General features: G+C 57.9%; 23 protein-coding genes and 1 pseudogene. 11 read left to right on the top strand and 13 right to left on the bottom strand.

All coding sequences use genetic code 11. The annotated features are described in order from the left end of the window. Positions 1 to 39 precede the first annotated feature (39 nt). Genes mnmG through AC0V6N_RS13810 form a run of 4 tightly spaced genes read left to right on the top strand, consistent with a single transcriptional unit; the run spans position 40 to position 4,346 of the window. A complete protein-coding gene (gene mnmG / locus AC0V6N_RS13795; RefSeq protein ID WP_486172117.1) occupies positions 40 to 1,893 on the top strand; it encodes a tRNA uridine-5-carboxymethylaminomethyl(34) synthesis enzyme MnmG in 1,854 nt (617 codons plus the stop codon). Next, positions 1,890 to 2,525, top strand: coding sequence for a 16S rRNA (guanine(527)-N(7))-methyltransferase RsmG (gene rsmG / locus AC0V6N_RS13800; protein WP_486172118.1), 636 nt, complete (start codon positions 1,890 to 1,892; stop codon positions 2,523 to 2,525). Before mnmG ends, rsmG begins: the two co-directional genes overlap by 4 nt. Before the next feature lie 55 nt (positions 2,526 to 2,580). Further along, positions 2,581 to 3,357 carry a ParA family protein gene (locus AC0V6N_RS13805; RefSeq protein ID WP_486172119.1) on the top strand — a complete coding sequence of 259 codons (777 nt, stop codon included), beginning with the start codon at positions 2,581 to 2,583 and terminating at the stop codon, positions 3,355 to 3,357. A 26-nt stretch (positions 3,358 to 3,383) separates the two neighbouring features. Further along, positions 3,384 to 4,346, top strand: coding sequence for a ParB/RepB/Spo0J family partition protein (locus tag AC0V6N_RS13810; protein ID WP_486172500.1), 963 nt, complete (start codon positions 3,384 to 3,386; stop codon positions 4,344 to 4,346). A 65-nt stretch (positions 4,347 to 4,411) separates the two neighbouring features. On the opposite strand, the gene AC0V6N_RS13815 is transcribed toward AC0V6N_RS13810, so the two are convergent. Both AC0V6N_RS13815 and AC0V6N_RS13820 read right to left on the bottom strand, forming a co-directional pair. Next, positions 4,412 to 5,329, bottom strand: a complete 918-nt coding sequence (locus AC0V6N_RS13815; protein ID WP_486172120.1) for a glycine zipper 2TM domain-containing protein — start codon at positions 5,327 to 5,329, stop codon at positions 4,412 to 4,414. Positions 5,330 to 5,487: 158 nt separating this feature from the next. After that, positions 5,488 to 5,985: a GAF domain-containing protein gene (locus tag AC0V6N_RS13820; protein WP_486172121.1), complete on the bottom strand. Its 498-nt coding sequence runs from the start codon at positions 5,983 to 5,985 to the stop codon at positions 5,488 to 5,490. Here AC0V6N_RS13820 and AC0V6N_RS13825 point away from each other — a divergent pair. Beyond that, on the top strand, positions 5,984 to 7,507 hold the full coding sequence (locus tag AC0V6N_RS13825) for a PQQ-dependent sugar dehydrogenase (protein ID WP_486172122.1): 1,524 nt from the start codon (positions 5,984 to 5,986) through the stop codon (positions 7,505 to 7,507). The genes AC0V6N_RS13820 and AC0V6N_RS13825 overlap by 2 nt on opposite strands. Here AC0V6N_RS13825 and AC0V6N_RS13830 read toward each other — a convergent pair. Beyond that, complete coding sequence (locus tag AC0V6N_RS13830) at positions 7,497 to 8,330, bottom strand: DUF815 domain-containing protein (RefSeq protein ID WP_486172123.1); 834 nt, start codon at positions 8,328 to 8,330, stop codon at positions 7,497 to 7,499. The genes AC0V6N_RS13825 and AC0V6N_RS13830 overlap by 11 nt on opposite strands. Before the next feature lie 7 nt (positions 8,331 to 8,337). Then, complete coding sequence (locus AC0V6N_RS13835; protein WP_486172501.1) at positions 8,338 to 10,125, bottom strand: acyl-CoA dehydrogenase family protein; 1,788 nt, start codon at positions 10,123 to 10,125, stop codon at positions 8,338 to 8,340. A 37-nt stretch (positions 10,126 to 10,162) separates the two neighbouring features. On the opposite strand from AC0V6N_RS13835, the gene AC0V6N_RS13840 reads away from it, so the two are divergent. Next, a complete protein-coding gene (locus AC0V6N_RS13840; RefSeq protein ID WP_486172124.1) occupies positions 10,163 to 11,119 on the top strand; it encodes an L-threonylcarbamoyladenylate synthase in 957 nt (318 codons plus the stop codon). On the opposite strand, the gene AC0V6N_RS13845 is transcribed toward AC0V6N_RS13840, so the two are convergent. From AC0V6N_RS13845 to AC0V6N_RS13870, 6 genes are all read right to left on the bottom strand, one after another. After that, positions 11,116 to 11,460, bottom strand: a complete 345-nt coding sequence (locus AC0V6N_RS13845; protein WP_486172125.1) for a hypothetical protein — start codon at positions 11,458 to 11,460, stop codon at positions 11,116 to 11,118. The genes AC0V6N_RS13840 and AC0V6N_RS13845 overlap by 4 nt on opposite strands. A gap of 45 nt (positions 11,461 to 11,505) precedes the next feature. Further along, positions 11,506 to 12,402, bottom strand: coding sequence for a head GIN domain-containing protein (locus AC0V6N_RS13850; protein WP_486172126.1), 897 nt, complete (start codon positions 12,400 to 12,402; stop codon positions 11,506 to 11,508). Between the two features lie 40 nt (positions 12,403 to 12,442). Continuing rightward, positions 12,443 to 12,976 carry a CarD family transcriptional regulator gene (locus AC0V6N_RS13855; protein WP_486172127.1) on the bottom strand — a complete coding sequence of 178 codons (534 nt, stop codon included), beginning with the start codon at positions 12,974 to 12,976 and terminating at the stop codon, positions 12,443 to 12,445. Between the two features lie 266 nt (positions 12,977 to 13,242). After that, positions 13,243 to 13,581 carry a ferredoxin FdxA gene (fdxA, locus tag AC0V6N_RS13860; RefSeq protein WP_486172128.1) on the bottom strand — a complete coding sequence of 113 codons (339 nt, stop codon included), beginning with the start codon at positions 13,579 to 13,581 and terminating at the stop codon, positions 13,243 to 13,245. Between the two features lie 71 nt (positions 13,582 to 13,652). Next, on the bottom strand, positions 13,653 to 13,910 hold the full coding sequence (locus AC0V6N_RS13865) for a S4 domain-containing protein (RefSeq protein ID WP_486172129.1): 258 nt from the start codon (positions 13,908 to 13,910) through the stop codon (positions 13,653 to 13,655). Between the two features lie 29 nt (positions 13,911 to 13,939). Next, entirely contained in the window at positions 13,940 to 16,600 is a 2,661-nt protein-coding gene (locus AC0V6N_RS13870) for a helicase-related protein (protein ID WP_486172130.1), read from the bottom strand. Positions 16,601 to 16,877: 277 nt separating this feature from the next. Here AC0V6N_RS13870 and AC0V6N_RS13875 point away from each other — a divergent pair, with 277 nt between their 5' ends. Genes AC0V6N_RS13875 through AC0V6N_RS13890 form a run of 4 tightly spaced genes read left to right on the top strand, consistent with a single transcriptional unit; the run spans position 16,878 to position 20,633 of the window. Continuing rightward, a complete protein-coding gene (locus AC0V6N_RS13875) occupies positions 16,878 to 18,500 on the top strand; it encodes a peptidoglycan DD-metalloendopeptidase family protein (protein ID WP_486172502.1) in 1,623 nt (540 codons plus the stop codon). A 33-nt stretch (positions 18,501 to 18,533) separates the two neighbouring features. Continuing rightward, positions 18,534 to 19,529, top strand: a complete 996-nt coding sequence (gene hemB, locus AC0V6N_RS13880; RefSeq protein WP_486172131.1) for a porphobilinogen synthase — start codon at positions 18,534 to 18,536, stop codon at positions 19,527 to 19,529. Next, positions 19,522 to 20,070, top strand: a complete 549-nt coding sequence (locus AC0V6N_RS13885) for a GNAT family N-acetyltransferase (protein ID WP_486172132.1) — start codon at positions 19,522 to 19,524, stop codon at positions 20,068 to 20,070. Before hemB ends, AC0V6N_RS13885 begins: the two co-directional genes overlap by 8 nt. Next, the gene (locus AC0V6N_RS13890) at positions 20,067 to 20,633 is read left to right on the top strand and encodes a gamma carbonic anhydrase family protein (RefSeq protein WP_486172133.1); all 567 of its coding nucleotides are present in this window, start codon (positions 20,067 to 20,069) and stop codon (positions 20,631 to 20,633) included. Before AC0V6N_RS13885 ends, AC0V6N_RS13890 begins: the two co-directional genes overlap by 4 nt. Before the next feature lie 10 nt (positions 20,634 to 20,643). Here the strand turns inward: AC0V6N_RS13890 and AC0V6N_RS13895 are convergent, their stop codons facing one another. Then, positions 20,644 to 21,156: a DUF1993 domain-containing protein gene (locus AC0V6N_RS13895; protein ID WP_486172134.1), complete on the bottom strand. Its 513-nt coding sequence runs from the start codon at positions 21,154 to 21,156 to the stop codon at positions 20,644 to 20,646. A gap of 51 nt (positions 21,157 to 21,207) precedes the next feature. After that, a pseudogene (locus AC0V6N_RS13900) lies at positions 21,208 to 22,826 on the bottom strand (cisplatin damage response ATP-dependent DNA ligase). Between the two features lie 95 nt (positions 22,827 to 22,921). Between AC0V6N_RS13900 and AC0V6N_RS13905 the strand changes: the two are divergent. Further along, complete coding sequence (locus AC0V6N_RS13905; protein WP_486172135.1) at positions 22,922 to 23,224, top strand: hypothetical protein; 303 nt, start codon at positions 22,922 to 22,924, stop codon at positions 23,222 to 23,224. 25 nt (positions 23,225 to 23,249) lie between these two features. Here AC0V6N_RS13905 and AC0V6N_RS13910 read toward each other — a convergent pair whose 3' ends face one another. Continuing rightward, the gene (locus AC0V6N_RS13910; protein WP_486172136.1) at positions 23,250 to 24,281 is read right to left on the bottom strand and encodes a ligase-associated DNA damage response exonuclease; all 1,032 of its coding nucleotides are present in this window, start codon (positions 24,279 to 24,281) and stop codon (positions 23,250 to 23,252) included. Positions 24,282 to 24,302 lie beyond the last annotated feature (21 nt).

Here is a 24,302-nt window from a genome sequence, read left to right on the forward strand (position 1 = left end):
GCTTTGACGAAGGGTGTTTGAACCCCTATTTGCCACGGCATGCATGAGTTTGATGTTCTTGTAATCGGCGGTGGCCATGCCGGTGTCGAAGCGGCCTGTGCGTCAGCGCGGATGGGCGCGCGCACCGCCCTTGTCAGCTTTGATCTTGATGCTGTGGGTGCAATGAGCTGCAATCCAGCGATTGGTGGGCTGGGGAAGGGGCATCTGGTTCGCGAGGTCGACGCGCTTGATGGCGTGATCGGCCGAGCCGCTGATGCCGGCGCAATTCACTACAGGATGCTCAATCGTTCTAAGGGTAGCGCCGTTTGGGGCCCCCGCGTGCAGGCTGATCGCAGATTGTTCAAGGCGGCGGTGCAGCAAATTGTAAAGTCCCAAGACAACCTCACCTTGATCGAAGGCGAAGCTGCAGAGCTGATGCTGAGCGGTGGCAGGCTGGCCGGATTGAAGCTTGCCGATGGCACTCAGTTAGATGCGTCGCGAGTGGTCTTATGCACTGGCACGTTCCTCGGTGGCGTGCTTTTCCGGGGTGAAGAGCGCTTTGAAGGCGGACGCATTGGGGAGAATGCCGCGAGGCGCCTCGCAGAGCAGTTGCGCGAGTCTGACCTGCCAATGGCGCGGCTTAAGACCGGCACACCACCAAGGATCGATGGGCGTACCATTGATTGGGCGGCGCTTGATGAGCAGCCCTCCGATGATGAGAATTGGACTATGTCGCCGATGGTAGAGCGGCGTGTGAACGCCGAAGTGTTCTGTGCAATCACACGCACCACACAGTCAGCACACGATGTTATCCGCGCCAATCTTCACCGCTCGCCGCTATTCTCAGGCGCAATTGACGCGGCTGGGCCTCGCTATTGCCCTTCGATTGAGGACAAGATTCACCGGTTTGGCGACCGTGATGGCCACTTGGTTTTTCTCGAGCCTGAGGGGCTGAGCACACATCTAGTCTATCCTAATGGGATCAGCACATCGCTTCCGGTTGATGTGCAGCTGACGATGCTTCGCGCTATGCCCGGCTTGGATGCAGTTGAGATGGCGGTGCCTGGTTATGCCGTAGAATACGATCACATTGATCCGCGGGCATTGACCATAGATCTGCAGCTTCGCGCGATCCCGGGCCTGTATTGCGCTGGGCAGATTAACGGTACCACCGGGTATGAAGAGGCCGCCGCGCAAGGCCTCATCGCAGGGCTTGAAGCGGCAGCAGCCGTACTTGGCAAAGAGGGTCCCAAGCTCGATCGTGCCAATTCCTACATTGCGGTCATGATCGATGATCTGACCTTGCAGGGCGTTACCGAGCCCTATCGCATGCTCACCTCACGCGCCGAATATAGGTTGCGCCTGCGGGCCAACAATGCCTCCACGAGGCTTACTCCGCTTGGCCTGGCAGCAGGCTGTATTGGACAGAAGAGGGCTGATTGGTTCAGGGCTCGCGAAGAAACCCGCTCACAGCTCAGTGAAGCGTTTGCAGCAAAGGTGCATGCCAAGGAATTGGCTGATGCAGGGCTCAATGTTCGCCGTGATGGTGGGGAGAAGCCATTGGAGGAGTGGCTTCGGCATGACGGAATCGGCCTTGAGGCGCTGTCTCCTTGGTTGGGTGAGGCATTGTCCATCGACCACCAGCTTGCCGAAGAGATGGCTGAGGATGCGGCCTATGCACCCTATCTAGCCCGTCAGGAGGCTGAACTTCGTGATTTGAGGGCGAGCGAGGAGCTGCCACTCGCGTTTGATTTTCCTTATGGTGAGGTTCCGGGCCTTTCGAATGAAATGGTTGAACGCTTGTCGAGTGCTGCCCCAAGCAGCCTTGCAGCCGCGGGCAGGGTGCCGGGTGTAACCCCAGCGGCATTGTCAGCGTTGCTAGTCCACGCACGTCGGTGGCAGCGCGCGGCGTGACACTTCTTTCGAGCGAAGACCAAGCAAGAGCCTATATTGAGCGGTGGGCGGACACGGCTGCGATTGAGCGGCTGCAGCTATATGCTGAGCTTTTGATTGAGGAAAATCAAAAACAGAACTTGATCAGCAAGAGTTCTGAAGAAAATCTGTGGGTTCGACATATTGCCGATAGCGCGCAACTGCTCGAGCATGTTCCACGTGAAACATATATGGATCGAGTGCCGATTGGGCCATGGCTTGATCTGGGTTCCGGACCAGGCCTACCGGGGCTGGTGATCGCGATTGCAGTCCCCAGAATTCCTTGCGTTTTGGTCGAATCTCGAGGGCGGCGTGTAGAGTTTCTGGAGCGTTGCATTGCAAAGCTGGAGCTCACCAATTGCAAGGTAGAGGGCCAGCGTTTGGAGCTGGTTGATCCATTTGATGCTTGGATCATTTCGGCACGGGCCTTTGCTCCGTTGGATAAACTCCTCCGCTTATCCGCACCCTTCTCCACAAAGCGCACGCGCTACCTCTTGCCCAAGGGGCGTTCAGCGGCGCACGAACTGTCTCAGTCGAAAGCTTCGATTCGGAACATGTTTCACGTGAAACACTCATTGACCGATGCCGAAGCAGGGATCATCGTGAGCAAATAGAGCTCGTGGCCTTTTGGAGGCCAGTTTTGACCCCGAAATATAGATGGGAAGTGCTATGCTGACGATTGCGATTGCCAACCAAAAGGGCGGGGTGGGGAAGACCACCACGGCAATCAACATGGCGACGGCGATGGCTGCCACCGGTTGGCGCACTCTGCTGATCGATCTTGACCCGCAAGGAAACGCGTCGACTGGCCTAGGAGTGGGTGCAGATATTCGAGAGCTTTCGAGCTATGATATGCTCGTTGATGAGGTCCCACTCGCCGAAGCAGCGGTCGGTACAGACATTCCACGGCTGGATCTCGTCCCTGCGACCGTTGACTTGAGTGGAGCCGAGGTTGAGCTAGTCTCGGTAGATGACCGCGCTAATCGGTTGCGGACTGCCCTAAACCGCTGTGATGATTACGATATCTGCTTTATTGACTGTCCGCCATCGCTTGGTTTGCTGACGCTCAATGCGCTCTGTGCGGCGGATACCCTGCTCGTTCCCCTCCAATGCGAGTTCTTTGCGCTTGAAGGTCTCAGCCAGCTTTTGCAGACCGTTGAGCGTGTGCAGCAACGATTCAACCCATCATTGGACATTATTGGCGTAGCGCTCACCATGTTTGACCGGCGCAATCGGCTTACCGATCAGGTGTCGGATGATGTGCGAGAGTGCTTGGGCGATTTGGTGTTTGAGACCGTAATTCCGCGCAATGTCAGGCTTTCCGAGGCCCCAAGCCATGGAATGCCAGCTCTAATCTATGACAACACGTGCGTTGGCAGTCGCGCCTATATGGCGTTGGCTCGTGAACTGATCGGTCGATTTCCTGCAGAGAGGCAAGCCGCGTGAGTAAGAAACTAGGCAATATCGGAACCATGGAGAACTCCGCTAAGAGCGCCGCCGCGCGCAAAAAGAAGCTAGGTAAGGGTTTGGGTGCGCTTTTGGGTGAGACCAAGCGCGAAGAGCCTTTGGTGCAAGCGGCCGTCAGCGGCAGCTCTGGCGATACTGTGGCATCCGCTCAGAATGCTGCTGAATCCCCCCTCAAATCGCTCCCAATCGCGTCGATTGAGCCGTTGGCAGGCAATCCGCGCAAGCACTTCGATGAAAACGCACTCGATGAGCTGGCGGCTTCGATAGCGAGCCGCGGTGTTATTCAGCCGATTATTGTGTGCCCGCGACCAGGTGGAAAGTATCAGCTGGTTGCAGGTGAGCGCCGCTGGCGTGCCGCGCAACGGGCGCGGTTGCACGAGATTCCGGCGCTTGTACGCGATTTGAGCGATCGCGAGGTGGTTGCCCTTGCTCTGATCGAGAACTTGCAGCGTGAAGATCTCAACCCCGTCGAAGAAGCGCGGGCTTATCAAAAGCTATCCGATGCGGAAGGGATGACGCAGGCGGAAATCGCCAGGATGGTCGAGAAATCCCGCAGCCATGTCGCGAATATCCAGCGGTTACTGGCTTTGCCTAATGCAGTTCTTGATCTGGTTGAAACGAGCCAGCTCTCAATGGGGCATGCGCGTGCGCTGATCGGGCATGACGACGCGGCCAAACTTGCGAAGAAGGCTGTGAAAGACAACCTTTCAGTGCGCGAAGTCGAAAAACTTGTTCGCAAGAGTGCTAAGGGCGGCGTTGTTGAGATGCAGCCGCACGCCGCAACCATGGGCAGCGCACAGGCCAACGCCGACATCGTGGCTGTGCAAAATCACCTTGAAGAATTTCTCGGATTAAGGGTTCGCATCAAAGCTGATCAAGATCCAAAATCTGGTGAAATTACAATACGATATGGGACTCTGGACCAGCTTGACCTAGTGTGTCAGCGTCTAACTGGCGGAGACATCTAGGCCAAAAGCCTACCACCCCCCACCAGTGAAGTTGCGCGGCGCAACTTGTCGCCGCGACACCCCGATCAATTGCCTTTGATGTAGCGCGGGCGCTGTGGAAGCGGAACCGGCTGTGGCGCAGGAATCGTGCGGGCCGCACCTGGCACCACTTCTTCGCGAACCGTTTCACGCACGATTACTCGCTGCTGCTGTTGGTATTCAACGGGCACGTAAACAATCTGCTGCGGCGGCGCGTAAGTGTAGCTGTATGCCGGCGCATAGCTGTACTGCACCGGTTGCGCGTAGGTGGGGTAGGCTGGAGCCTGATAAACCGGCGCCGGGATAGTGCGTGAGGCGACGCGGGCCGCCGGCGCACCATAATAACCAGGTTGCGAAAGGTAACTGTCGAGAGCAGCTTCACAATCATAATCGCCATCGCTGTTTCGCCCGCCACCGATCAGATTGCCGAGCACCAGACCACCGAGACCACCGACACCAGCGCCAATCAGTGTTCCGCCTAGGCGTTCACTATCCGAAACGCGGTTGCCTATCAGGCCGCCGGCGAGCGCTCCCAGAAGGCCGCCAATGATCCCGCCTTTTTCACGGTCGCCGCGACCATTGGTGCGGGCTTCACATTCATCAATCCATTGATCGCGCTGAAACACGGCTGCGGCAGGAGCATAGCCATGCACCGGTGCGTAGCCCTGTGTGTAGCTCTGATTATACCCAGTGTGAGGCGATTGCTCTACATATTCAGTCGTTTCGGGATAGCGCGTTTCGATGCGACGGGTACGCGTGATAGTCTCAACGCCGTCTGCATCGATCGAGGTTTCGCTATAATCTTCGACAACCGGCGCAGATTGCAACTCAGGTGGAAGCGTTTGCACTTCGCTGTCACTCATTGGCGGAAGGGCCTGCGCATTCGCAGCTGTTGGCAGCGCAAAAGCCGCCGCAGCAAGACCCATCGCGGTCGCAGTCCGGCGGGTGTGAACAGTCAAAGTCATAGTGTTTCCCCAAAAGAGACGCGCGACTCGCGCGATGCGTAACAGTTTTGTTAGTTACCAAGAGGTTTACCATCGCGCTAAGCGGCGCGCCAAGCCGCACAGGCGGCGTTGTCTCGTTTCGGGGCGGTTATGCCGGTAAGAATTTGTAACGAAAGCGCTTAAATTCGACCGGCAAGCAATTTGGCGAGCTTCTCGAGCCCTTCAGCGTCTTCGCCTGAGAAGCGTGAGACATTCGGGCTGTCCAAATCGATCACGGCGATAACTCTGCCTTTCTCAATGACCGGAACCACGAGCTCCGACTGGCTTGCTGCATCGCAGGCGATGTGGCCGGGGAAGGAATGGACGTCCTCGACGAGCTGTGTTTGCCCTTCAGAGGCTGCCAACCCGCAAACCCCTCTACCGATCGGAATGCGAATACAGGCCGGGCGCCCGACAAACGGGCCGAGAATCAACTCCGCTTCGCCCTCTGCATTCTCACCCATACGATAAAATCCGGCCCAATTAAGATCGGGCACAAATTCCCAGAGCAACGCGGCGACATTCGCCATATTCGCCACCGGATCGACCTCACCGCTCGTCAAAGCATCGGCCGCGTCGCACAATTGGCGATAGCGCTCTGGCGTATCCAGAGTGTCGTCAGGTTTGAAATCGAACATGCGCGTTATCCTGTTGTCGGGATCGAATGGCTCCCCTATTCCTCTTCGCATGGGAATTCTACGCAAACTCGCAATCTTTGTGCTCGTCTTCGCTGTCGTCGTTGGCGCAGCCTTGTTCTATCTTTCGCGCGGTGACACGGCGGATCTTTCGGTCGATGCCGTTGCTGGCACTGAACCCACCTTGCAGGAACCAGCGGCCGAGAGCTTCCCTACGGTTCAGATCGCTGAGCCTGTCGGTTGGGAGGATGGTCAAATTCCTACCGCGGCAGACGGTATGGCGGTTAATCGCTTTGCTGAGGGGCTCGATCACCCGCGTGTTCTCTATGCGCTGCCCAATGGCGATGTTCTGGTCACGCTGACCCGCTCGCCTTTAAGCGGGGACGGTGATGGCGGCATCATGGCCACCATTCGCGGCTGGGTGGCGAGCTATTTGTTCTCGCAAGCTGGCGCTGCGGGCGAATCTCCCAATGAAATCGTTTTACTCCGTGATGCGGATGGGGATGGCGTGGCCGAAAGCCAGAATGTCATTCTTTCAGAGGGGCTCGATTCCCCCTCTGGCATGAGCTGGGCGGATGGCACGCTCTACGTCGCAAATCACAACGCCGTTTTGGCGTTCGACTATGAGTTGGGTAGCGATGCAGTCACTGGGGAAGGACGCAAGCTGATGGATTTGCCCGCGGGCGGCGGCCATTGGATGCGGAATATGGAAATCCACCCTGATGGCGACCGGATCTACATTGCGGTTGGCTCTGTCAGCAATATCGGCGAATCCGGAATGGCGGTCGAAGAAGGCCGCGCAATGATCTGGGAATACAACATCGCCGATGGCTCCGCTCGCCAGTATGCGGCGGGTCTGCGCAATCCCAATGGGCTCGATTTCAGCCCTTGGTCGGGTGAGCTTTGGACCACGGTGAACGAACGCGATATGCTCGGATCGGACCTGGTGCCCGATTACCTGACCAATGTACCAGTTGGTGCGCATTATGGCTGGCCGTGGATTTATTATCGCGACAATTTTGACAGGCGTGTTGATGAGCCGATGCCGCGCTTCCTCGACAATTACACGCGCAACCCCGAATTCGCACTGGGACCACACGTTGCCGCCTTGGGCTTGGTTTTCACAGCAGAAGGTCACCGGATGGGTGACGATATGGCAAGCGGTGCGTTTATCGCGCGGCATGGTTCGTGGAACCGCAAACCGCCATCTGGCTACGACGTGGTCTATGTCGCGTTTGATGAGCGGGGCAATCCGATGGGCAAGCCCATTCCGGTTCTCACCGATTTCTTGAACGAAGATGGCACGACCAAGGGCCGTCCAACTTGGGTTGAGTGGGCAGGGGATGGATCCTTGCTTGTATCAGATGACACGGCTGGGATCATCTGGCGGACCTACGCTCCCGAAAGTGAAGCAGGTGCGGGCATCGCCAGGCTTACAGGCGAGCCATTGCGCCCGCAGAATGAGTTGATTGATCCGCAGGCGTCGTTTGAAGAAGACTATCTGCGGCGCAGCGTCAGTCAGTAATTTGAAGCGGTAGCCCGGCTCGTCCGGCCAGCTCACATGCAAATTGATAGGCGGTGCGCCCTGATCGATTGCCGCGCCCAATTGCCCATGCGCACGCTTCCTCTTCGTCGAATTCGAGGCCGAGAGGGGCGACATAGGCCCCGACAATTTCAAGATAGGTTTCTTGATTGCAGGGGTGGAATGCCAACGTCAGGCCAAACCGATCAGCAAGCGCGAACGCATTGTCGCGCTCATCACGCTCATGCAGCGTGTCGGATGATGGCATGTCTCTTTGCACAATTGCGCGCCTGTTTGATGTAACAGCAAGACGAATATGGGGAGGCCTCGTAATCGCTCCTCCGTCCAGAACGCTGCGAAGCGAAAGGTTTCCCTGCGCATCCTGTGCATCGAAACCGAGATCATCGATGAAGAGCAGGAAACTGCGATCAATACCGGCCAGTGTTTCAATCAATTGGGCAATACCGCTTAGCGCGTCAGTGCTTATTTGAATTAGTGCTAGATTGCTGGTGCTGCTCTCGTTCAGTGTCTGAACTGATGCACGGATCAGCGCCGACTTTCCCATACCCCGCGCGCCCCAGAGCAGCATGTCGTGAGCAGCGGCTCCTTGGGATAGGCGCTTCAAATTTTCCAGCACCCCAGACTTCTGCACGTCGATTCCGCGCAAATGATCCAGTCCAACAGCGCCTATTTGCGCAATTGGTCGCGCTTCGTGCTGTTCCCACACATAGGCCGGGTGGCTAAGCCAGTCATTGGCGACTTGTTCTGGCGGTGCAATCCGTTCCAGTGCGTTGGCCATCCGCTCAAGAACATCCCGCTCCGTCATAAGGGGCTTACCCAGCCAATTTCGCGGCGGGGATTGAGTAGAGCAGATCGGCGCCGGCGGTCGCGCCCGCCTTTAGCCCCATAGCCTCTGGCACTATGCGGTCGAGGAAGAAACGCACTGTGACCGGCTTACTCTCCGCCAAAGAAGGCGCAGCGCCAGCTTCCACTGCGCGTGCTTGTTTGAGCATTTCAGAGCCCGCAACTGCGACAGCAGCCATCGTGCAGAATGGCACACTGCCAGCCAGACGATCATCGAGGCTTGCTTCATCGCGCATCCAGCGCACGATCCCAGCACATTCTTTGGCCAGCAGTGCTAGCCCTGCTTCTTCGCCAGCATCGTGGGCAATTGCATCGAACATCGTGATCATCGCATCGCCGCCTTCGAGGCCCAGCTTGCGCGTCACAAGGTCGGCAGCCTGAATCCCGTTGGTCCCTTCATAAATCGGAGCGATGCGCGAATCCCGCCAATGCTGTGCCGCGCCGGTTTCTTCGACAAAGCCCATGCCGCCGTGAATCTGGATGCCAATCCCTGACACCTCGACGCCGACATCGGTTCCCCATGCTTTGAGCAGGGGAACGAGGATTTCGGCTCGAGTTTTGGCATCAGAATCGCCAATCGTTCCGCGATCGACTTGTCCTGCGCAGTAATAAAGGAGCGCGCGGACACCTTCGGTCAGCGCCTTCATCCGCAACACCATCCGCCGCACGTCGGGATGCTCAATAATGGCAACAGGGTTTTTGTCAGGGGAGCCAGCGCGAGCAGACTGCACCCGATCCATCGCATAGGCAATCGCCTGCTGCGTCGCGCGTTCGGCAATTTGCGTGCCCTGGTTGCCGACATTGATCCGCGCATTGTTCATCATCGTGAACATCGCCATCAATCCGCGGTTCTCCGCGCCGACCAGTTCACCAATACACTCATCATTGTCGCCATAGCTCATGACGCAAGTGGGTGAGGCGTTGATCCCAAGCTTGTGCTCTAGGCTCACAGGGCGAAGATCGTTATGCGGACCGAGCGAACCATCGTCATTTACGTGGTACTTAGGCACAACAAAGAGCGAGATACCGCGCGACCCCTCCGGTGCACCGGGCAAGCGAGCAAGGACGAGGTGAATGATGTTCTCGGCCAGCTCATGATCGCCCCATGTGATGTAGATCTTCTGGCCCACGATCTTGTACTTGCCAGCATGCGGGCCTTCCGTGATGGGTTCTGCAGTAGAGCGAAGCGCGCCAACGTCGCTGCCGGCGGCTGGTTCGGTCAGGTTCATTGTGCCTGACCATTTGCCGCTTATAAGATCAGGCAGATACTTCGCCTGTTGGTCTTTGCTGCCATGATGTTCCAGCGCCTCAATCGCGCCAACGGAAAGCATTGGGAGCAGATTGAAAGCCATGTTGGCAGCGCCGAGGTTTTCCAACACATTGCATGACAAGGTAAAGGGCAGGCCTTGTCCGCCATGATCGACCGAGCTTGCAATCGAGTTCCACCCTTGCTCGACATAGGCCTCGTAAGCCTCTTTGAACCCCTCAGGCAGGCGGACCACACCGTTTTCGAGCTTTGCACCTTCCAAATCGCCAACTCGGTTAAGCGGAGCGAACTCACCAGCGGCAAACTGCCCCACGCCTTCGACGATGGCTTCGACGAGGTCGGGCTCTGCGTGAGAGAACTTCTCACTAGAGGCAATCTCTTCAATTCCGGCATTGATCCGGATGGCAAGGAGCTGGTCTTGGGTAGGGGGTGTGTAAGGTGTCACGGGTGATACTCGTTTGGAATTCGATTGCTTGATATTGGCCTGCATCTTGGCAGGCGGACCATAAGAATATAGCGACCCGGCCATGAGCGGCAAGAACGTTACGGAAGTGATGCAGGCAGACGCCCAGGGAATCGCAAAAGCTGCGCGAATCCTTGGCGAAGGTGGTCTGGTCGCTGTACCAACCGAGACGGTCTATGGCCTTGCCGCGCGGGCCGATAGCGCTGAGGCAGTTGCCAAAATTTACGCAGCAAAAGGGCGCCCCAGTTTCAACCCGCTTATCGTCCATGTTCAAGATGAAGAGCAGGCGGCGCTCTATGCTGAGTGGCCTGAAGCGGCGCAGCTTGCCGTTTCGCAGCATTGGCCCGGGCCGCTCACACTGGTTGTTCCCGCAAGGCCCAATGCGAACCTTGCAAAGGCAGTGACGGCGGGCCTGGATACGCTCGCCATCCGCGCGCCCGCGCATCCCGTGATGCAAGCATTGCTAGAAGCGGTCGACTTCCCCATCGCTGCGCCATCCGCCAATCGCAGCGGGTTTATCAGCCCAACGCGGGCAGAGCACGTGATGCAATCGCTAGATGGTCGGATCGATCTGGTGCTCGATGCAGGGGCCACTAAGGCGGGCGTCGAATCCAGCATTCTCGCAATCCGAGAGGGCGGTGTGTGGGAAGAGCTGCGACCCGGACCTGTCGATCTGGACGCGCTGCACCGTCAGCATTTCGGCACATCATTGCCTTCCGCGACCGGCAAAGGCGCGATTGAAGCGCCTGGCCAGCTTGCTAGCCATTATGCGCCTGGAAAGCCGGTCCGGCTGAACGCCGATAGCGCGCATTCTGATGAGTTCTTCATCGCGTTCGGTACGGGCGAGGGGGATTGCAACTTGTCCGTGACTGCAGATCTGACTGAGGCGGCAGCGTGGCTATACGAATGTCTTCACATGGGGGCCGCGTCATCAAAGCCGCGCATTGCTGTCGCCCCTATTCCGTCAGGAGGGATCGGGCGGGCGATCAACGATCGGTTGCGCAGAGCTGCTGCGGACTAGTCGTCCTCGGGTTCAACCGGGATGGACGGCAGCAATTCCTCAATTTCGGCGCGCGTCTCGACCGCATCCCGGCAAGATTCCTGATCGCCATCGCGGCAATCTTCGCTTTGTTTCTCGTATTCGCGTTCCAGCTTACCCAAGCGCTCTTCGCGGCGGCGGATTTCGCGCCCTCGCGCCTGGTCGGCCTCAGACTGGCTGGTTGTGGCAAGATCAACGGCGCGGCTCCCAATTCGAACGGGGGCTGTCACGACGTCGGCTGCCGCTTTGGCAAGGCAACCGGAAAGCACCAGCGACATTGCAGAAAGGGCCAAAAGGGAAGGAGCGCGCATGACCAGCATCATGCGCGCTCCTCAATAGAATGCAAGCAAGGCTTCGTCCGAAGCGGCTTATTCTGCGGCGGATGTGTCCTGTTCTTCGTCAACAGTGGCCGCCGCATCAGTGCCGGGGTCGTCAGCGGCGATCGCTGCTGGACGGCAGGTGACCGATCCTGATCCTGCTGCACTGACGGTGCAGGTGGCCGAACCTGTTACGTTCACATCGCCCGATCCGGCGATACTGGCAGCGACCGTTCCGTCTGATGCGAGGTCTACGTCGCCCGATCCCGCAATGTCGACTGAGACTGTCTCAGCGTTCAATTCACGAAAGTCGACATTGCCTGACCCCGCGATGCTGATTTCGAGCTGTTGGACGGTGCCGGTGGCAGCGACATTGCCGCTGCCCGCAATGCCAACCTCAAGCTCGTTTGATTCCATCGCAGTAACGACGATATTTCCCGATCCAGCTACGGAAAGCTCAGCGTCGTCGGCCATTGTTTCGGATTCGATACGGCCGCTTCCTGCGACACCCAATTCGTCAGGGGCTGGCATGGCGATGCGAACAGTTGCTTTGGCTGAGCCATCATAAACGTTCTGGTCGCGGGCGATGGTGAGCCTGTCACCATCCCTATCGAACCTAAGGGCCTCGGTAGCGCTAGAGTCCCCTTCCACCGTGATGACGAAATCATCGCTCAGCGTGATGATTACATTGTCCGGCCCTGCGAGCTGCACATCGTCCGGCGCAGGGGCTGACACGTCGAGCTCCGCCAAAGCGACACCTTCAACTTCGTTAAAGTCACCCACAATATAGGCGCATCCCGATACCATCGTGCTCATTGCCAATATGGCGATCGGCGCCGCTTTTTTCGCTGAAAAGCTCATTATCTCAAACTCCAAATCCCAATGTGTATTGTTTACATAATACACCCATGGGAGCGTTGCAAGCACCAATGAAAAAGGGCCACCCATCAGGGCAGCCCTTTTTTACTTCTAGCGACGAGAATGCGTTTTAGCTCTCTTCTTCGCTCTCGTAATATTGGGGAGCGTGCTCACGCAGGACTTCGAGAATTTTCTCAAGCGCTGTCGCTTCGTCGGTCTCTTCCATCGCGCCAAGCTCACGGGCGAGACGGCTGGAGGCGGCTTCGAAGATTTGGCGCTCTGAATAGCTCTGCTCTGGCTGATCGTCCGGACGGAAGAGATCGCGTGTGACCTCTGCGATAAGGACAATTTCACCTGAGTTGATCTTCGCTTCGTATTCCTGGGCGCGGCGCGACCACATGGTACGCTTTACCTTGGGCTTGCCCTTGAGCGTGTCCATCGCCTCTTTCAGCGTTTTGTCCGAAGACAATTTGCGCATCCCGATCGATTCGACTTTGTTGATGGGCACGCGCAGCGTCATGCGCTCTTTTTCAAACCGCAGAACATAGAGCTCAAGCTGCATACCAGCGATCTCTTCGTTCTGAATTTCAGTGACACGGCCAACGCCATGCTTTGGGTAAACAACGTAGTCGCCAACGGTAAAGGCGGGTGCCTTGCTTGCCATGCGAGTTCCTTTCTCAAGGGCCTTCCCGGCGGTATTTGGACGGGCAAACAAGCTTCTCGGTTCAGCCCCGATGGGTGGAGCTCGAACCGAAACTGGTGCCGTTCAAAAACGTATGAGCTGGGTTGTGGCCTTTCTGGTTTTCGTCGCCATCGCTGGGACCAACCAGCGCGGTTGCATCATTATATAGCACACTCGCAACAAAATTGCGAGTCGCAGAATTTCCTGCAATGAAAGGCGTTGTTCTGGCGCAGTTTCAATCGTGCGAATCAGTCGCCTTCGCCTGGCTCGGCGCTGAAGTATTTCTCAAATTTGCCCTTCTCGCCCTTGTGCTCATCAGCATCAGCAGGAGGGTCTTTTTGGCCTGTAATATTGGGCCATTCGGCGGAGAATTTCGTGTTCAGCTCAAGCCATTTTTCAAGCCCATCTTCGGTGTCAGGCAGAATGGCTTCCGCAGGGCATTCAGGCTCACACACACCGCAATCAATGCATTCGCTGGGATTGATAACCAGCATGTTCTCGCCTTCGTAAAAGCAATCGACCGGGCACACTTCCACGCAGTCGGTATATTTGCATTTGATACAGTCATCGGTGACGACGTAAGTCATTGAGCGTCTTTCATCTTGGCAAGTGACCGAAACGATCAGCGAATTTTTAGTTTGCGCGCTGCTAAAGGTAATTAGCCTTGAGGGTCAAGCTCTCGATAATGTGACTTTGCCAGAGCAGGCGATGCCCGCCGGACAGGTAGCGACAAAACCTCAACAACTCGCACTTGGTCTGCGACCATCACGGTAAGTACATCCCCGATAGAAATGTTTTCGCTGATGCGCTGCACATGTTTTCTGTTCACCCGCAAAGCGCGGCCTTCGATCATGGCGCGGGCGGCGGAGCGGGTACGGGCAAAGCGCAGGTAAACCAGAAGTCTGTCGAGGCGCATTGTGCACCTTTCCTCCTGCGAACTTTCCGTCATCCGCCCAGCAAATCCGCGAGCTTATCAAACGCTCCACCCGCGCGCGCAGGGCCGGTATCGGAAGCGGGGCGCGGCCTTTTCTCGTGGCCACCGCGTGGTTTCTTGCCCTTGTTTTGGTCGGGCTTGCCTTTCGCACCCTTGGCGGGCGCTCCCTTCCTACCATGCGATTTGTCACCAGGGCGCCGCGGTCTCCACGTCCAACAATCGGGAGCGGGTGGGCCGTGTGCCCCTTCGGTCAATGATCGCGCTCGCTGCAAGCGAAAGCCCGCACTGCCAAGCAGCCTGCGCGCATTCTCTTCTTCGAGCCCAATCGAAATCGGCAGCGCGAGGTCGATCGCAAATCTTACATTGCGATCCTTTGGGTTTGCGGCTGTGGCCTTACCTCGCGCCTCAAACGCCGCGCGCAGGATCTTCTCTGCCAGATCAACCCGGATCAGTTGCCCCCCTGCCAACCTGTATCCAGCAGGAACCGTCTTGTTCTCAGCCAGCACCGGCAGCATCATCTCTTGGAGAGGTCTTTTATCAAGGCCCAGCGCGTGAAGCAGCCTGCGCGGTGCAGGTTTGAGCAGCGGGCCAGCAAAAATGTCCAATGCGCCAAAAGTCACGCCAAGCTTCCGCAAGAACGGTCGCATTTCCTTGGGCAGGTGTTCAAGCCCGGCTTTCTCCCTGCTGATCGCGCCGCGCGCATCGATCAAAGTGATCAACAAAGCGCGCGCTTCGCTGCCTGCAGAAGGATCGCGGGCGGCTTCGGCGAGCTTGCGCAGCGGCATAAGCGGTTCGAGCTGGGCATTCAGCCATTCGAGCAGACCGGCTTCAAACTTCGCCCTGGCTGCATCTGGCAGCAGCGAAAGTTCGCGCGGGAAAGTCAGGCGCGCTTCGGAAAAATCCTCCGACAGCGCAATTTGCGCGATTGCGCGGCCCTGCCACTCAATCGCACCGTGCGCGATCGACAATTCTGCCAACCCTTCTGACAAAAGCCATTCGGCGCGCTGTGCCAAAATACCCGGAAGCGCTTTTTCGCCCGCCGAAAGCAGCATTTTGCGATCAGCAACCCCGGCATTGGGATCAACCGCAAAGCGGAACCCATCCAGGTGGCCAATCGTCTCGCTTTCAACGCTTACTCTGCCGTCAGCTTCAAGTGTCACAGGCAAGGCGCTGCCATCCTGTCCCAGTGATTTCATCAAAATTGTCGTCCTTCGATTGACAAATCTCTCTGTAAGCCGCGCATGCAGAGCGTCGGAGAGTTTTGCTTCGACCCCGCGTGCCCGCGCGGCCATCTCGTCGCGCGCCAGCACCCAATCGGGCCGCTGACAGATATAGGCCCAAGATCGGATTGCGGCTATCCTTCCTTGCAGCGTGTCGATGTCGCCGCCCGTCCGGTCAAGCTCTGCAATACGCGCGGCCACAAAATCAGCGCCCAGATATCCTTCGCGAAGGTCTTGCCAAAGCCGCGCGACAAAGCGGGCATGCGGGTCAACGCCGACTTGCCGGAAATCGGGGAGCGAACACGCCTCCCAAAAACGCCGTACACTGCCCGATCCTTTTACGTCTTTGCCCAACTGTTCCTCAGCCAGACGCTTCAGGACGGCAACATCTATCGCTTCGGGTGCACGGCGAAGGGCATCGTTTTGTGGTTTGGATTCCAGATCACCGATCAGCACTTTGAGTGTGTCAAAGCGCGGCTCCGCCTCGCGCCAATAGAGTTTGGTGAGCGGCTGGAATTGGTGCTCTTCAATAGCAAAGATTTCTTCATCGCTAAATTCAAGCGGCGCACCTGTGCGACTGCCGCCGCCCGTCAGCGTGCCAAAACTCCCATCGCGCTGGTGCCGTCCGGCGCGGCCCGCAATTTGCGCCATTTCTGAAGGGGTAAGGCGGCGTTTGCGCAAACCATCGAATTTTGAAAGAGCGGCGAATGCGACATGATGCAGATCGAGATTAAGCCCCATGCCAATTGCATCGGTGGCGACGATGTAGTCGACCTCCCCGTTTTGAAACAGTTCGACCTGTTTGTTGCGGGTTTCCGGCGAAAGGGCTCCCATCACCACAGCCGCCCCGCCGCGAAACCGCCGCAAAGCTTCTGCCATGGCGTAAACCTGCTCAACCGAGAATGCGACGACCGCGCTGCGTGGGGGCAAGCGAGACAGCTTGGCCGTACCGGTGTGGCTGAGCGTCGAGAAGCGCGGACGCTCAACCATTTCAGCGCCGGGTATCAATCGTTTGACCAGTGGCTCTAGCGTGGCTGAACCAAGGATCATGGTCTCCTCACGCCCGCGCGCATTCAAGAGCCGGTCCGTAAAGATGTGGCCGCGTTCGGGGTCAGCTCCGATTTGTGCCTCGTCAATCGCAACGAAAGCATGGCCACCGCCCAGCCGGTCCATCGCCTCTGCCGTGCAGCAGAAATAGCGCGCATTGGGTGGTTCAATTCGCTGTTCGCCAGTGATCAGGGCCACCGCGTCATCGCCCTTGATCGCCCGCACCCGGTCGTAAACCTCGCGCGCAAGCAATCGCAGTGGGAAACCCATCATCCCAGAGGAATGGGCACACATCCGCTCAATCGCGAGATGCGTTTTTCCGGTGTTGGTTGGTCCCAGAACTGCGCGCACGCGGCTGTCACTTTTGGGGCGGACAGAGATATTGGAAAGGGCGGAGAAGGTCACTGTGCTGTTTTGTCAGGCTTGATCGGTTGGGGCAACAAGCGGCTACGCGTCAGTTTGGGACTGATGCAGCGTGCCTCTTGGCATATACGCAGAACACCTTATCGCAAACGGGACTCAGCTGATCGCTGGTTAAGTGCAGATTTACCTTGTTTTGCCAAAGAGGCACGCAGTGGAACACGCAAGCGACCTTCCTGACAATGGTGACCCTGATGGTCTCCAAGCGCCCGGCTCGGACGATTTTATCCGTCAGCCGCCAGAGGAGGTGCGCGAGCCGCAGATGGACGCAGAGACCGCGCGTGAGTTTGCACCCTACTTCCAAAGCTCGCGAGCTTTGGCGGTGCCAACGACATCGCAGCGCGTCAAACGTCAGGTTTTGTCACGCGTCGGCGGCCTCGCTGAACGCTATGACGAATGGAAACTGAAGGCGGGCGAATGGTTTCGTGGGCTTGATATGGCTCCCAACCTTGCTGAGAACATTGGCAGCCGTCGCTGGTTCCGCGGGGTTGGCACGATGGTTGTCATGGGCGCAGTCGCGGTCGCTTTCTGGCCGAGCTTCACCCCGCTGGCCGCCCGCGCAGCCATGCCGGAAAGCGAAGAAATTCGTGATGAGTTCCGCAGCCAGATGATTATGCCACTGGCGTTGGGCGCGGATAGCGGGCGCCGGATGGGGCCAACTGCAAACGTCATTCCGCTCGAAAATGCGCCTGAGCGGCCTCGGATCGAACTGATCGCGACGCTTGCTGCAGGTGACAGTTTCGCAAGCATGCTACGCCGCGCAGGTGTGGCTTCGGGTGATATTGGCCGAGTGAGTGCGCTGATCGGTGACGCCATGCCGCTATCGGAAATTGAACCGGGCACCCAGATCGACATCGTCCTTGGTCGTCGCCCGGAACCGGGAGCATCGCGCCCACTTGACGCTTTGAAATTCCGCGCACGTTTTGACCTAGAGCTTGAAATCGGACGTCTTAACGCCAGCGCTGAAACCGGCGAGAGCGGAGAGCTTTCATTAGCGCGCAATGTCATCCGTGTTGACGACACGCCTTTGCGGGTGCGCGGCACAGTGGGCGAAAGCCTGTACCGGTCCATGCGCGCAGCGGGCGTCCCAGCGAGCGCGGTGCAAGACTATCTGCGCACCCTTAATGAGCAGATTGATATGGATCGCGAGGTCCGCTCAACTGACGAGTTTGACGTCATTATCGCCTATCGCCGGGCGGCGACGGGCGAAAGGCAAGCGGGCCAGCTCCTCTATGCTGGTGTCGAACGTGCTGGTGCAGCCAAGACGCAATTGATGCGTTGGGGATCAGATGGCCGATTCTACGAAGCGTCGGGCGTGGGTGAGCAAAAACGCGGATTGGTCCGTCCAGTACCGGGTGCTGTCTCCTCAAACTTCGGAATGCGCCGCCACCCGATCCTGGGTTATCGTCGCCTCCATGCGGGTATGGATTTCCGCGCTCGCCATGGCACGCCGATTGTCGCGGTCACCGATGGCCGCGTAACGTCGGCTGGGCGCGCAGGCGGTTGCGGCAATGCTGTGCGGCTTGATCATGGTGGCGGGCTGTCAACACGATACTGCCATATGAGCCGAATGGCTGTGCGGCGCGGACAGAGCGTACGGCGTGGTCAGGTGATCGGATATGTCGGTTCCACCGGGCTTTCTACCGGCCCGCACCTCCACTACGAAATGTATCGGGGCGGTCGTGCGATCAACCCGGCGAGCGTTGACTTTGTCACCCGCTCTGTCCTGTCAGGCACTGAACTGATTGATTTCCAACGTCGCCTTATTCAGCTGAAGGAAATCCCAGCGGGCGCTGCATTGGCTGATCTGGAGCCGCTTCCGAGCGAGATTGATGAGCCTGAGCGCGAGATTGAGAAGATCGACCTCACGCAAGAGGTGGATTGATCGCAGGTCTTATTTGCGGCAACACCTGCCGCCATGACCGGTAGATATCCAAACACCCGCCTTCGTCGCACCCGTGCTTCCGCCTGGAGCCGCACGCTTCACCGCGAAACCCTGATCACACCAGCGGACCTCATCTGGCCGCTTTTCGTGACCGATGGATCGGGTGTGGAGGAGCCGGTGACTTCCTTGCCGGGCGTATCGCGCTGGTCTGTTGATGGCATCGTCGCCCGCGCGAAAGAGGCAGTGGACCTTGGCATTCCGGTTATTGCGCTCTTCCCCAATACCCAGCCAGACCGCAGGTCCGATGACGGGGCCGAAGCGCATAACCCAGATAATCTGATGTGCCGCGTGATCCGCGCCATTAAAGATGCGTGCGGCGATGATATCGGCGTGCTTACCGACGTCGCGCTCGACCCCTATACCAGCCACGGCCAAGACGGCTTGCTCAATGATGCTGGCTATGTCGTCAACGACGAAACCGTGGCGATGTTGGTGGATCAGGCGCTCAATCAGGCAGAGGCGGGCGCGGATATCATTGCCCCGTCAGATATGATGGATGGCCGTATCCACGCGATCCGCATGGCGCTGGAAATGGGCAATCATCCAAATGTTCAGATCATGAGCTACGCTGCCAAATATGCGAGCGCCTTTTATGGGCCATTCCGTGATGCTGTTGGTTCTGGGGGACTGCTGAAAGGCGACAAGAAAAGCTATCAGATGGACCCTGCCAATTCGGACGAGGCGCTTCGCGAAGTGGAGTTGGACATTGCTGAGGGCGCAGACAGCGTGATGGTAAAGCCTGGCCTTGCCTATCTCGACATCATCTACCGCGTGAAAGACCGGTTTGGCGTGCCGGTCTTCGCCTATCAGGTGAGCGGTGAGTACGCGATGCTCGAAGCTGCTGCCAGCGTGGGTGCAGGCGACCGCGACGCATTGCTGATGGAGAAACTGCTCGCATTTAAACGCGCAGGCTGTTCTGGAATACTCACCTATCATGCGCCTGTGGCCGCACGAATTTTGAATGGCTGACTTTCGCTACGAAACCGAGCGGCTGATCCTGCGCGATTGGCGTGAGGAGGACTGGGAGCCGTTTTTCCAGCACACCAATACACCTGCGGTTATGGAATGGCTGGGCGGGGTATTGCCCCCGGAAAAACATCGTTGGATGCGCGACCGGATTGATGGTTATACGCGCGACCATGGCCACACATTCTGGGTAGTGGAACGCCGCGATGATGGCGAGATCTTGGGCTTTTGCGGGCTTAAGCGCTCAAACCAGCAAGGTGGACCGATGGATGAACCTGAAATCGGCTGGCGCCTGCGCGAAGATGCATGGGGCCAGGGGTATGCGCGCGAAGCCGCTGCTGCCTCGCTCAAGGTCGGATTTGAGCAATTCGACATGCCTCATATCATCGCCTTCACCGTGCATGAAAACGGGCCAAGCTGGGGGCTTATGAAGCGGCTTGGCATGCGCCGCCGTGAAGATCTCGACTTTGAAAGCACCGAATTCGGGTCTGAGAGCATTATCGCTTACTCAATCTCCCGCGAAGAATGGGAAGCCACCTTATGAACGCACATCCGGGCGCCAACATCATCCCGATCCATGGCAAAACGCCCAAAATCCATGAAACCGCCTTTATCGCTCCGGGGGCGACGATCATTGGCGATGTCGAAATCGGCGCGGGCAGCTCAGTTTGGTACAATTGCGTTGTGCGTGCAGATGTCTTCAAAATCCGCATTGGAGAGCGCAGCAATGTGCAAGATGGCAGTGTTCTTCACTGTGATCCCCCGCGTCCGGGCGACGAAGAAGGCTCACCCCTCATCATCGGGGATGAGGTACTGATAGGCCATATGGCGATGGTTCACGGTTGCACGATCGAGACCCGCGGCTTTGTCGGCCTTGGCGCGATTGTGATGAACAAGGCGGTGATCGGCTCGGACGCGATGCTGGCTGCAGGCGCCATGCTGACCGAACGCAAAGTCATGGGCCCCCGCGAGCTATGGGCGGGTCGCCCCGCGAAAAAACTCAAAGACCTCTCCGATGCAGCCATCATGGGCATGAAGGTGGGCACGGCGCACTATGCCGAGAATGCCAAGCATCATGCTGATGCGGTGAAGGAGGCGATGGGTTAGCGTCTCCCGGTTACGACGGCCCTTTGGTCACGTAGCGCATCATATGCGGCACAAAATCTGCTTTCCCGATCTCAAGGCCTTCTGAACGCAAAATCGCATAGGCGGTGGTGAGGTGGAAATAAAAGTTGGGCAGCGACCAATCGCGCACATATTCTTCCGCGCTCATGGTGAATTCCATGCCATTGGGAATGGCGACCACGAGTTTCGCATCTTGTGCCACCAACTCAGAGGCTTCGATTGAATCCAGCAGCGCAGCCGTGTCTGCCAAAGCTGCCTTTGCACCGGAAAGTGTGGTTGCATTGTCATCGCTCGAAGTGAATTCCCGGCTGGTCAATCGCGGCAGCGCTTCGCCGGGCAAGTTCGCGACAAAGCGCACTTGTGTGGCAAAAGGATGCATGTCGTCAGCGAGCTTAGCGTCGAGCAGCGCGTCACCTTTGGGATGCGCTTCGGCCTTGGTGAGCAAACCGATGAGTGTGTCGAGGCGGCTGCGATAAACGGCGATAGATTGGTCATACAGGGTCATGAATGTCTCCTCTTTGGAGCCAATCTAAGCACACCAGTTTTATTTTGCAACTCAATCTCGAATAAGGGCCTTCAGGCTCTCAATCCGGTCCGCTTCATGCACTGGCTTGTCCCAGCGGATGCGGTGGATGCGGGGGAAACGCATGGCGAGACCGCTTTTGTGACGCTTGGAAGTGTGCACGCTGTCAAAGGCGACCTCGAAGACGAGCGTGCGTTCGACTTCGCGAACCGGGCCAAATCTGTTGAGCGTGGTCTGACGCACCAATTTGTCGAGCTTCTTCAGTTCAGCATCGGTGAACCCGGAATAGGCTTTGCCCACGGGCAGTAATTCTGCGCCGGCAAGTCCATCGGCATCCGGTTCGCCGTCCCAGCAGCCAAAGGTGTAGTCGGAGTAAAAGCTCGACCGTTTCCCGCTGCCGCGCTGCGCATACATCAACACACAATCGATCAGCAGCGGATCGCGCTTCCATTTATACCAAAGGCCCACTTTGCGACCGGCAATGTAGGGGCTGTCGCGGCGTTTGAGCATTAGCCCTTCAATCGCATCCTCGCGCGCGCCCTCGCGAATGTCGGCGAGGTGCGCGAAGTCACGCGCTTCCACGATCTGCGAAATATCGAAATGGCTGATGGGCAATTGCGGCATCAGCCTCTCAAGTGAGGTGCGCCGCTCCGCCCAAGGCTTTTCGCGCAAATCCTCACCTGCGATCACAAGCGCATCATAGAGCCGAATAAAGGCGGGCGCTTCGGCCAGCATCTTCTTCGAAACCGTCTTCCGCCCCAGCCTTTGTTGAAGCGCATTGAAACTAGCGGCGCCTCCTTCTTCTCCCCCTGAGACACGCCGCGCACCAGCAATTCGCCATCAAGCACCGCATCCACAGGCAGCGTATCGAGCAATTCGGGGAAGGTCGCCGAAATGTCATCGCCGCTGCGCGAATAGAGCCGGGTTTCGCTGCTTCCGTCCTCTTTGCTCACCCGCACAATCTGAACGCGGATGCCGTCCCACTTCCACTCCGCCGCATAATCCGCCAGATCGACTTCTATCTCTTCTAGCGGATGCGCGAGCATGAAGGGACGAAAGCGCGGTACGTTAGAAACGTCGGGCGGATTTCCCCCATTTGCAGCCCATGCAAACAGGCTCTCATAAGGAGCCTCCAGCGCGTGCCAGTATTCTTCCACTTCATCCAGCGCCACATCAAAGGCTTGCGCAAAAGCGGTCTTGGCAAGCCGCGCGGACACGCCGATCCGCATACCGCCGGTGGCCAGTTTGATGAGCGCGAAACGGCCATTGGCGTCCAATTGATCGAGGAGTTTGGGAAGCTCTTTGGGGGCGGTGTTGCGGTTGACGCTGGAAAGCAGCTCCACAACTTGCGCGACGCTGGGTGGATTCTCTGCGACCTCGCCTTCTGGCCACAACAGGCTCGCCGTTTCCGCCGTATCGCCGACGAAATCTCGGCTGAGCGTCCAAAGCACGGGGTCAACGCGGTCTTTCATCAGATTACGGATGGTTGAGCTTTTGACTGCGGGAAAGTCGAGTTCTCCCGTCAGCGCCGCTAAAGCCCACCCGCGATCGGGATCAGGGGTTTCGCGCAAATACTCGGCGATCAGCGCAAGTTTGCGATTGCGGCTGGTCGTGTAGACCAAAGTATCCAGTAGAGCGGCAAAGGCTTTCATCGAATGATCCCTTGCCATGCGCAGCGGGCTTCATATGGGAGACATGTGCGTGCGTTAAACGCGCGGAACCGGATCAGATAGAGGACGATCGACCGATGAAATTCATGCCTTTTGCCGCCCTTTTGCTTGTTGCTGGCGCTGCCACTCCTGCATTTGCTGACGCTCACGCCGAAGCCTCGGCGCAGGCCACGCTGACGATAAACAGCCCAATTGCCACTCTGATGGCTGACGATGGCGCGAAAGCCGTTGTGCTCAAGCATCTGCCGGGCCTTGATCAGCACCCTGCCTATGAAGAGTTCAAGACGATGAGCTTGGTCGCGCTTAAGCCATGGTCGCAAGGTCAGATCACCGATGAGATCATTACCTCGATCACCACTGAGCTTTCCGCTCTGAGCTGATTGTTCGGGATAGGGGATGGCGGCTTTAGTCATCCTCTTCCTCCCTACCGACAAGGGCCAGTGCCCTTGCACGGCGCTGGTTTAGCTCGCACCAGCGCAGCAAAGCGGCCTCCCGCCCATGGGTAATCCATGTTTCAGCGGGGTTCACTTCGCGAATGGTCTGTGTCAGTTCATCCCAATCGGCGTGGTCTGAGATAATCAGCGGCAGTTCAACGCCGCGTTGACGCGCCCGGCCGCGAACCCGCATCCAACCGCTGGCCATAGCGGTGATGGGATCAGGCAATCGGCGAGACCAACGATCATTCATAGCAGATGGCGGGGCAATGATTATGGAGCCGCGCATATCCACTTTGGCATGGTCGCTGACGAGCCGAAGCTCGCCCAGATCAACGCCAAATCCTTCGTATAATCGGCACATCTTCTCCATCGCACCGTGGAGGTAGATTGGGTCCTTGTGACCGGCTGCGCGCAGTTCGGCTATCACCCTTTGCGCTTTGCCTAAGGCATAGGCCCCGACCAAAACGCTACCATCGGGATTATTACCAAGAGCGACTAAGAGCTTCGCCATCTCGTCTGCAATCGGGGGATGCTGAAACACGGGAAGGCCGAAAGTCGCCTCCGTGATAAAGATATCGCAGGGCGTCACTTCAAACGGCGCACAGGTCGGGTCGGCGCGGCGTTTGTAGTCACCGGTGATCACCACCCGCTCGCCTGCGTGTTCAAGCAAAATTTGCGCTGAACCCAGCACGTGCCCTGCTGGAATGTAGGTCGCATCGACCCCGCCCGCCAATCGGATCGTCTCGCCATATTGCACTGGCACAGCTTTATGCGGGATTTGCCCCTCATCATCCTGTGCGCCAGTTCGATAGCGCAACTCCATTATGGCCAGCGTTTCAGGGGTTGCAATGGTCTCACCATGGCCACCGCGCGCGTGATCAGCATGGCCATGGGTGACGAGCGCCTTGTCGACCGCGCGTCCCGGATCAATCCAGCAATCGGCAGGCACCACATGCACGCCCCATGGCTCAGGCCGGATCCAGGAAAAAGGCGCGCTCATGTGCTCTCAACGAAAAGAGCG

It is taken from the genome of Erythrobacter sp. S57(2025), from assembly GCF_057365055.1.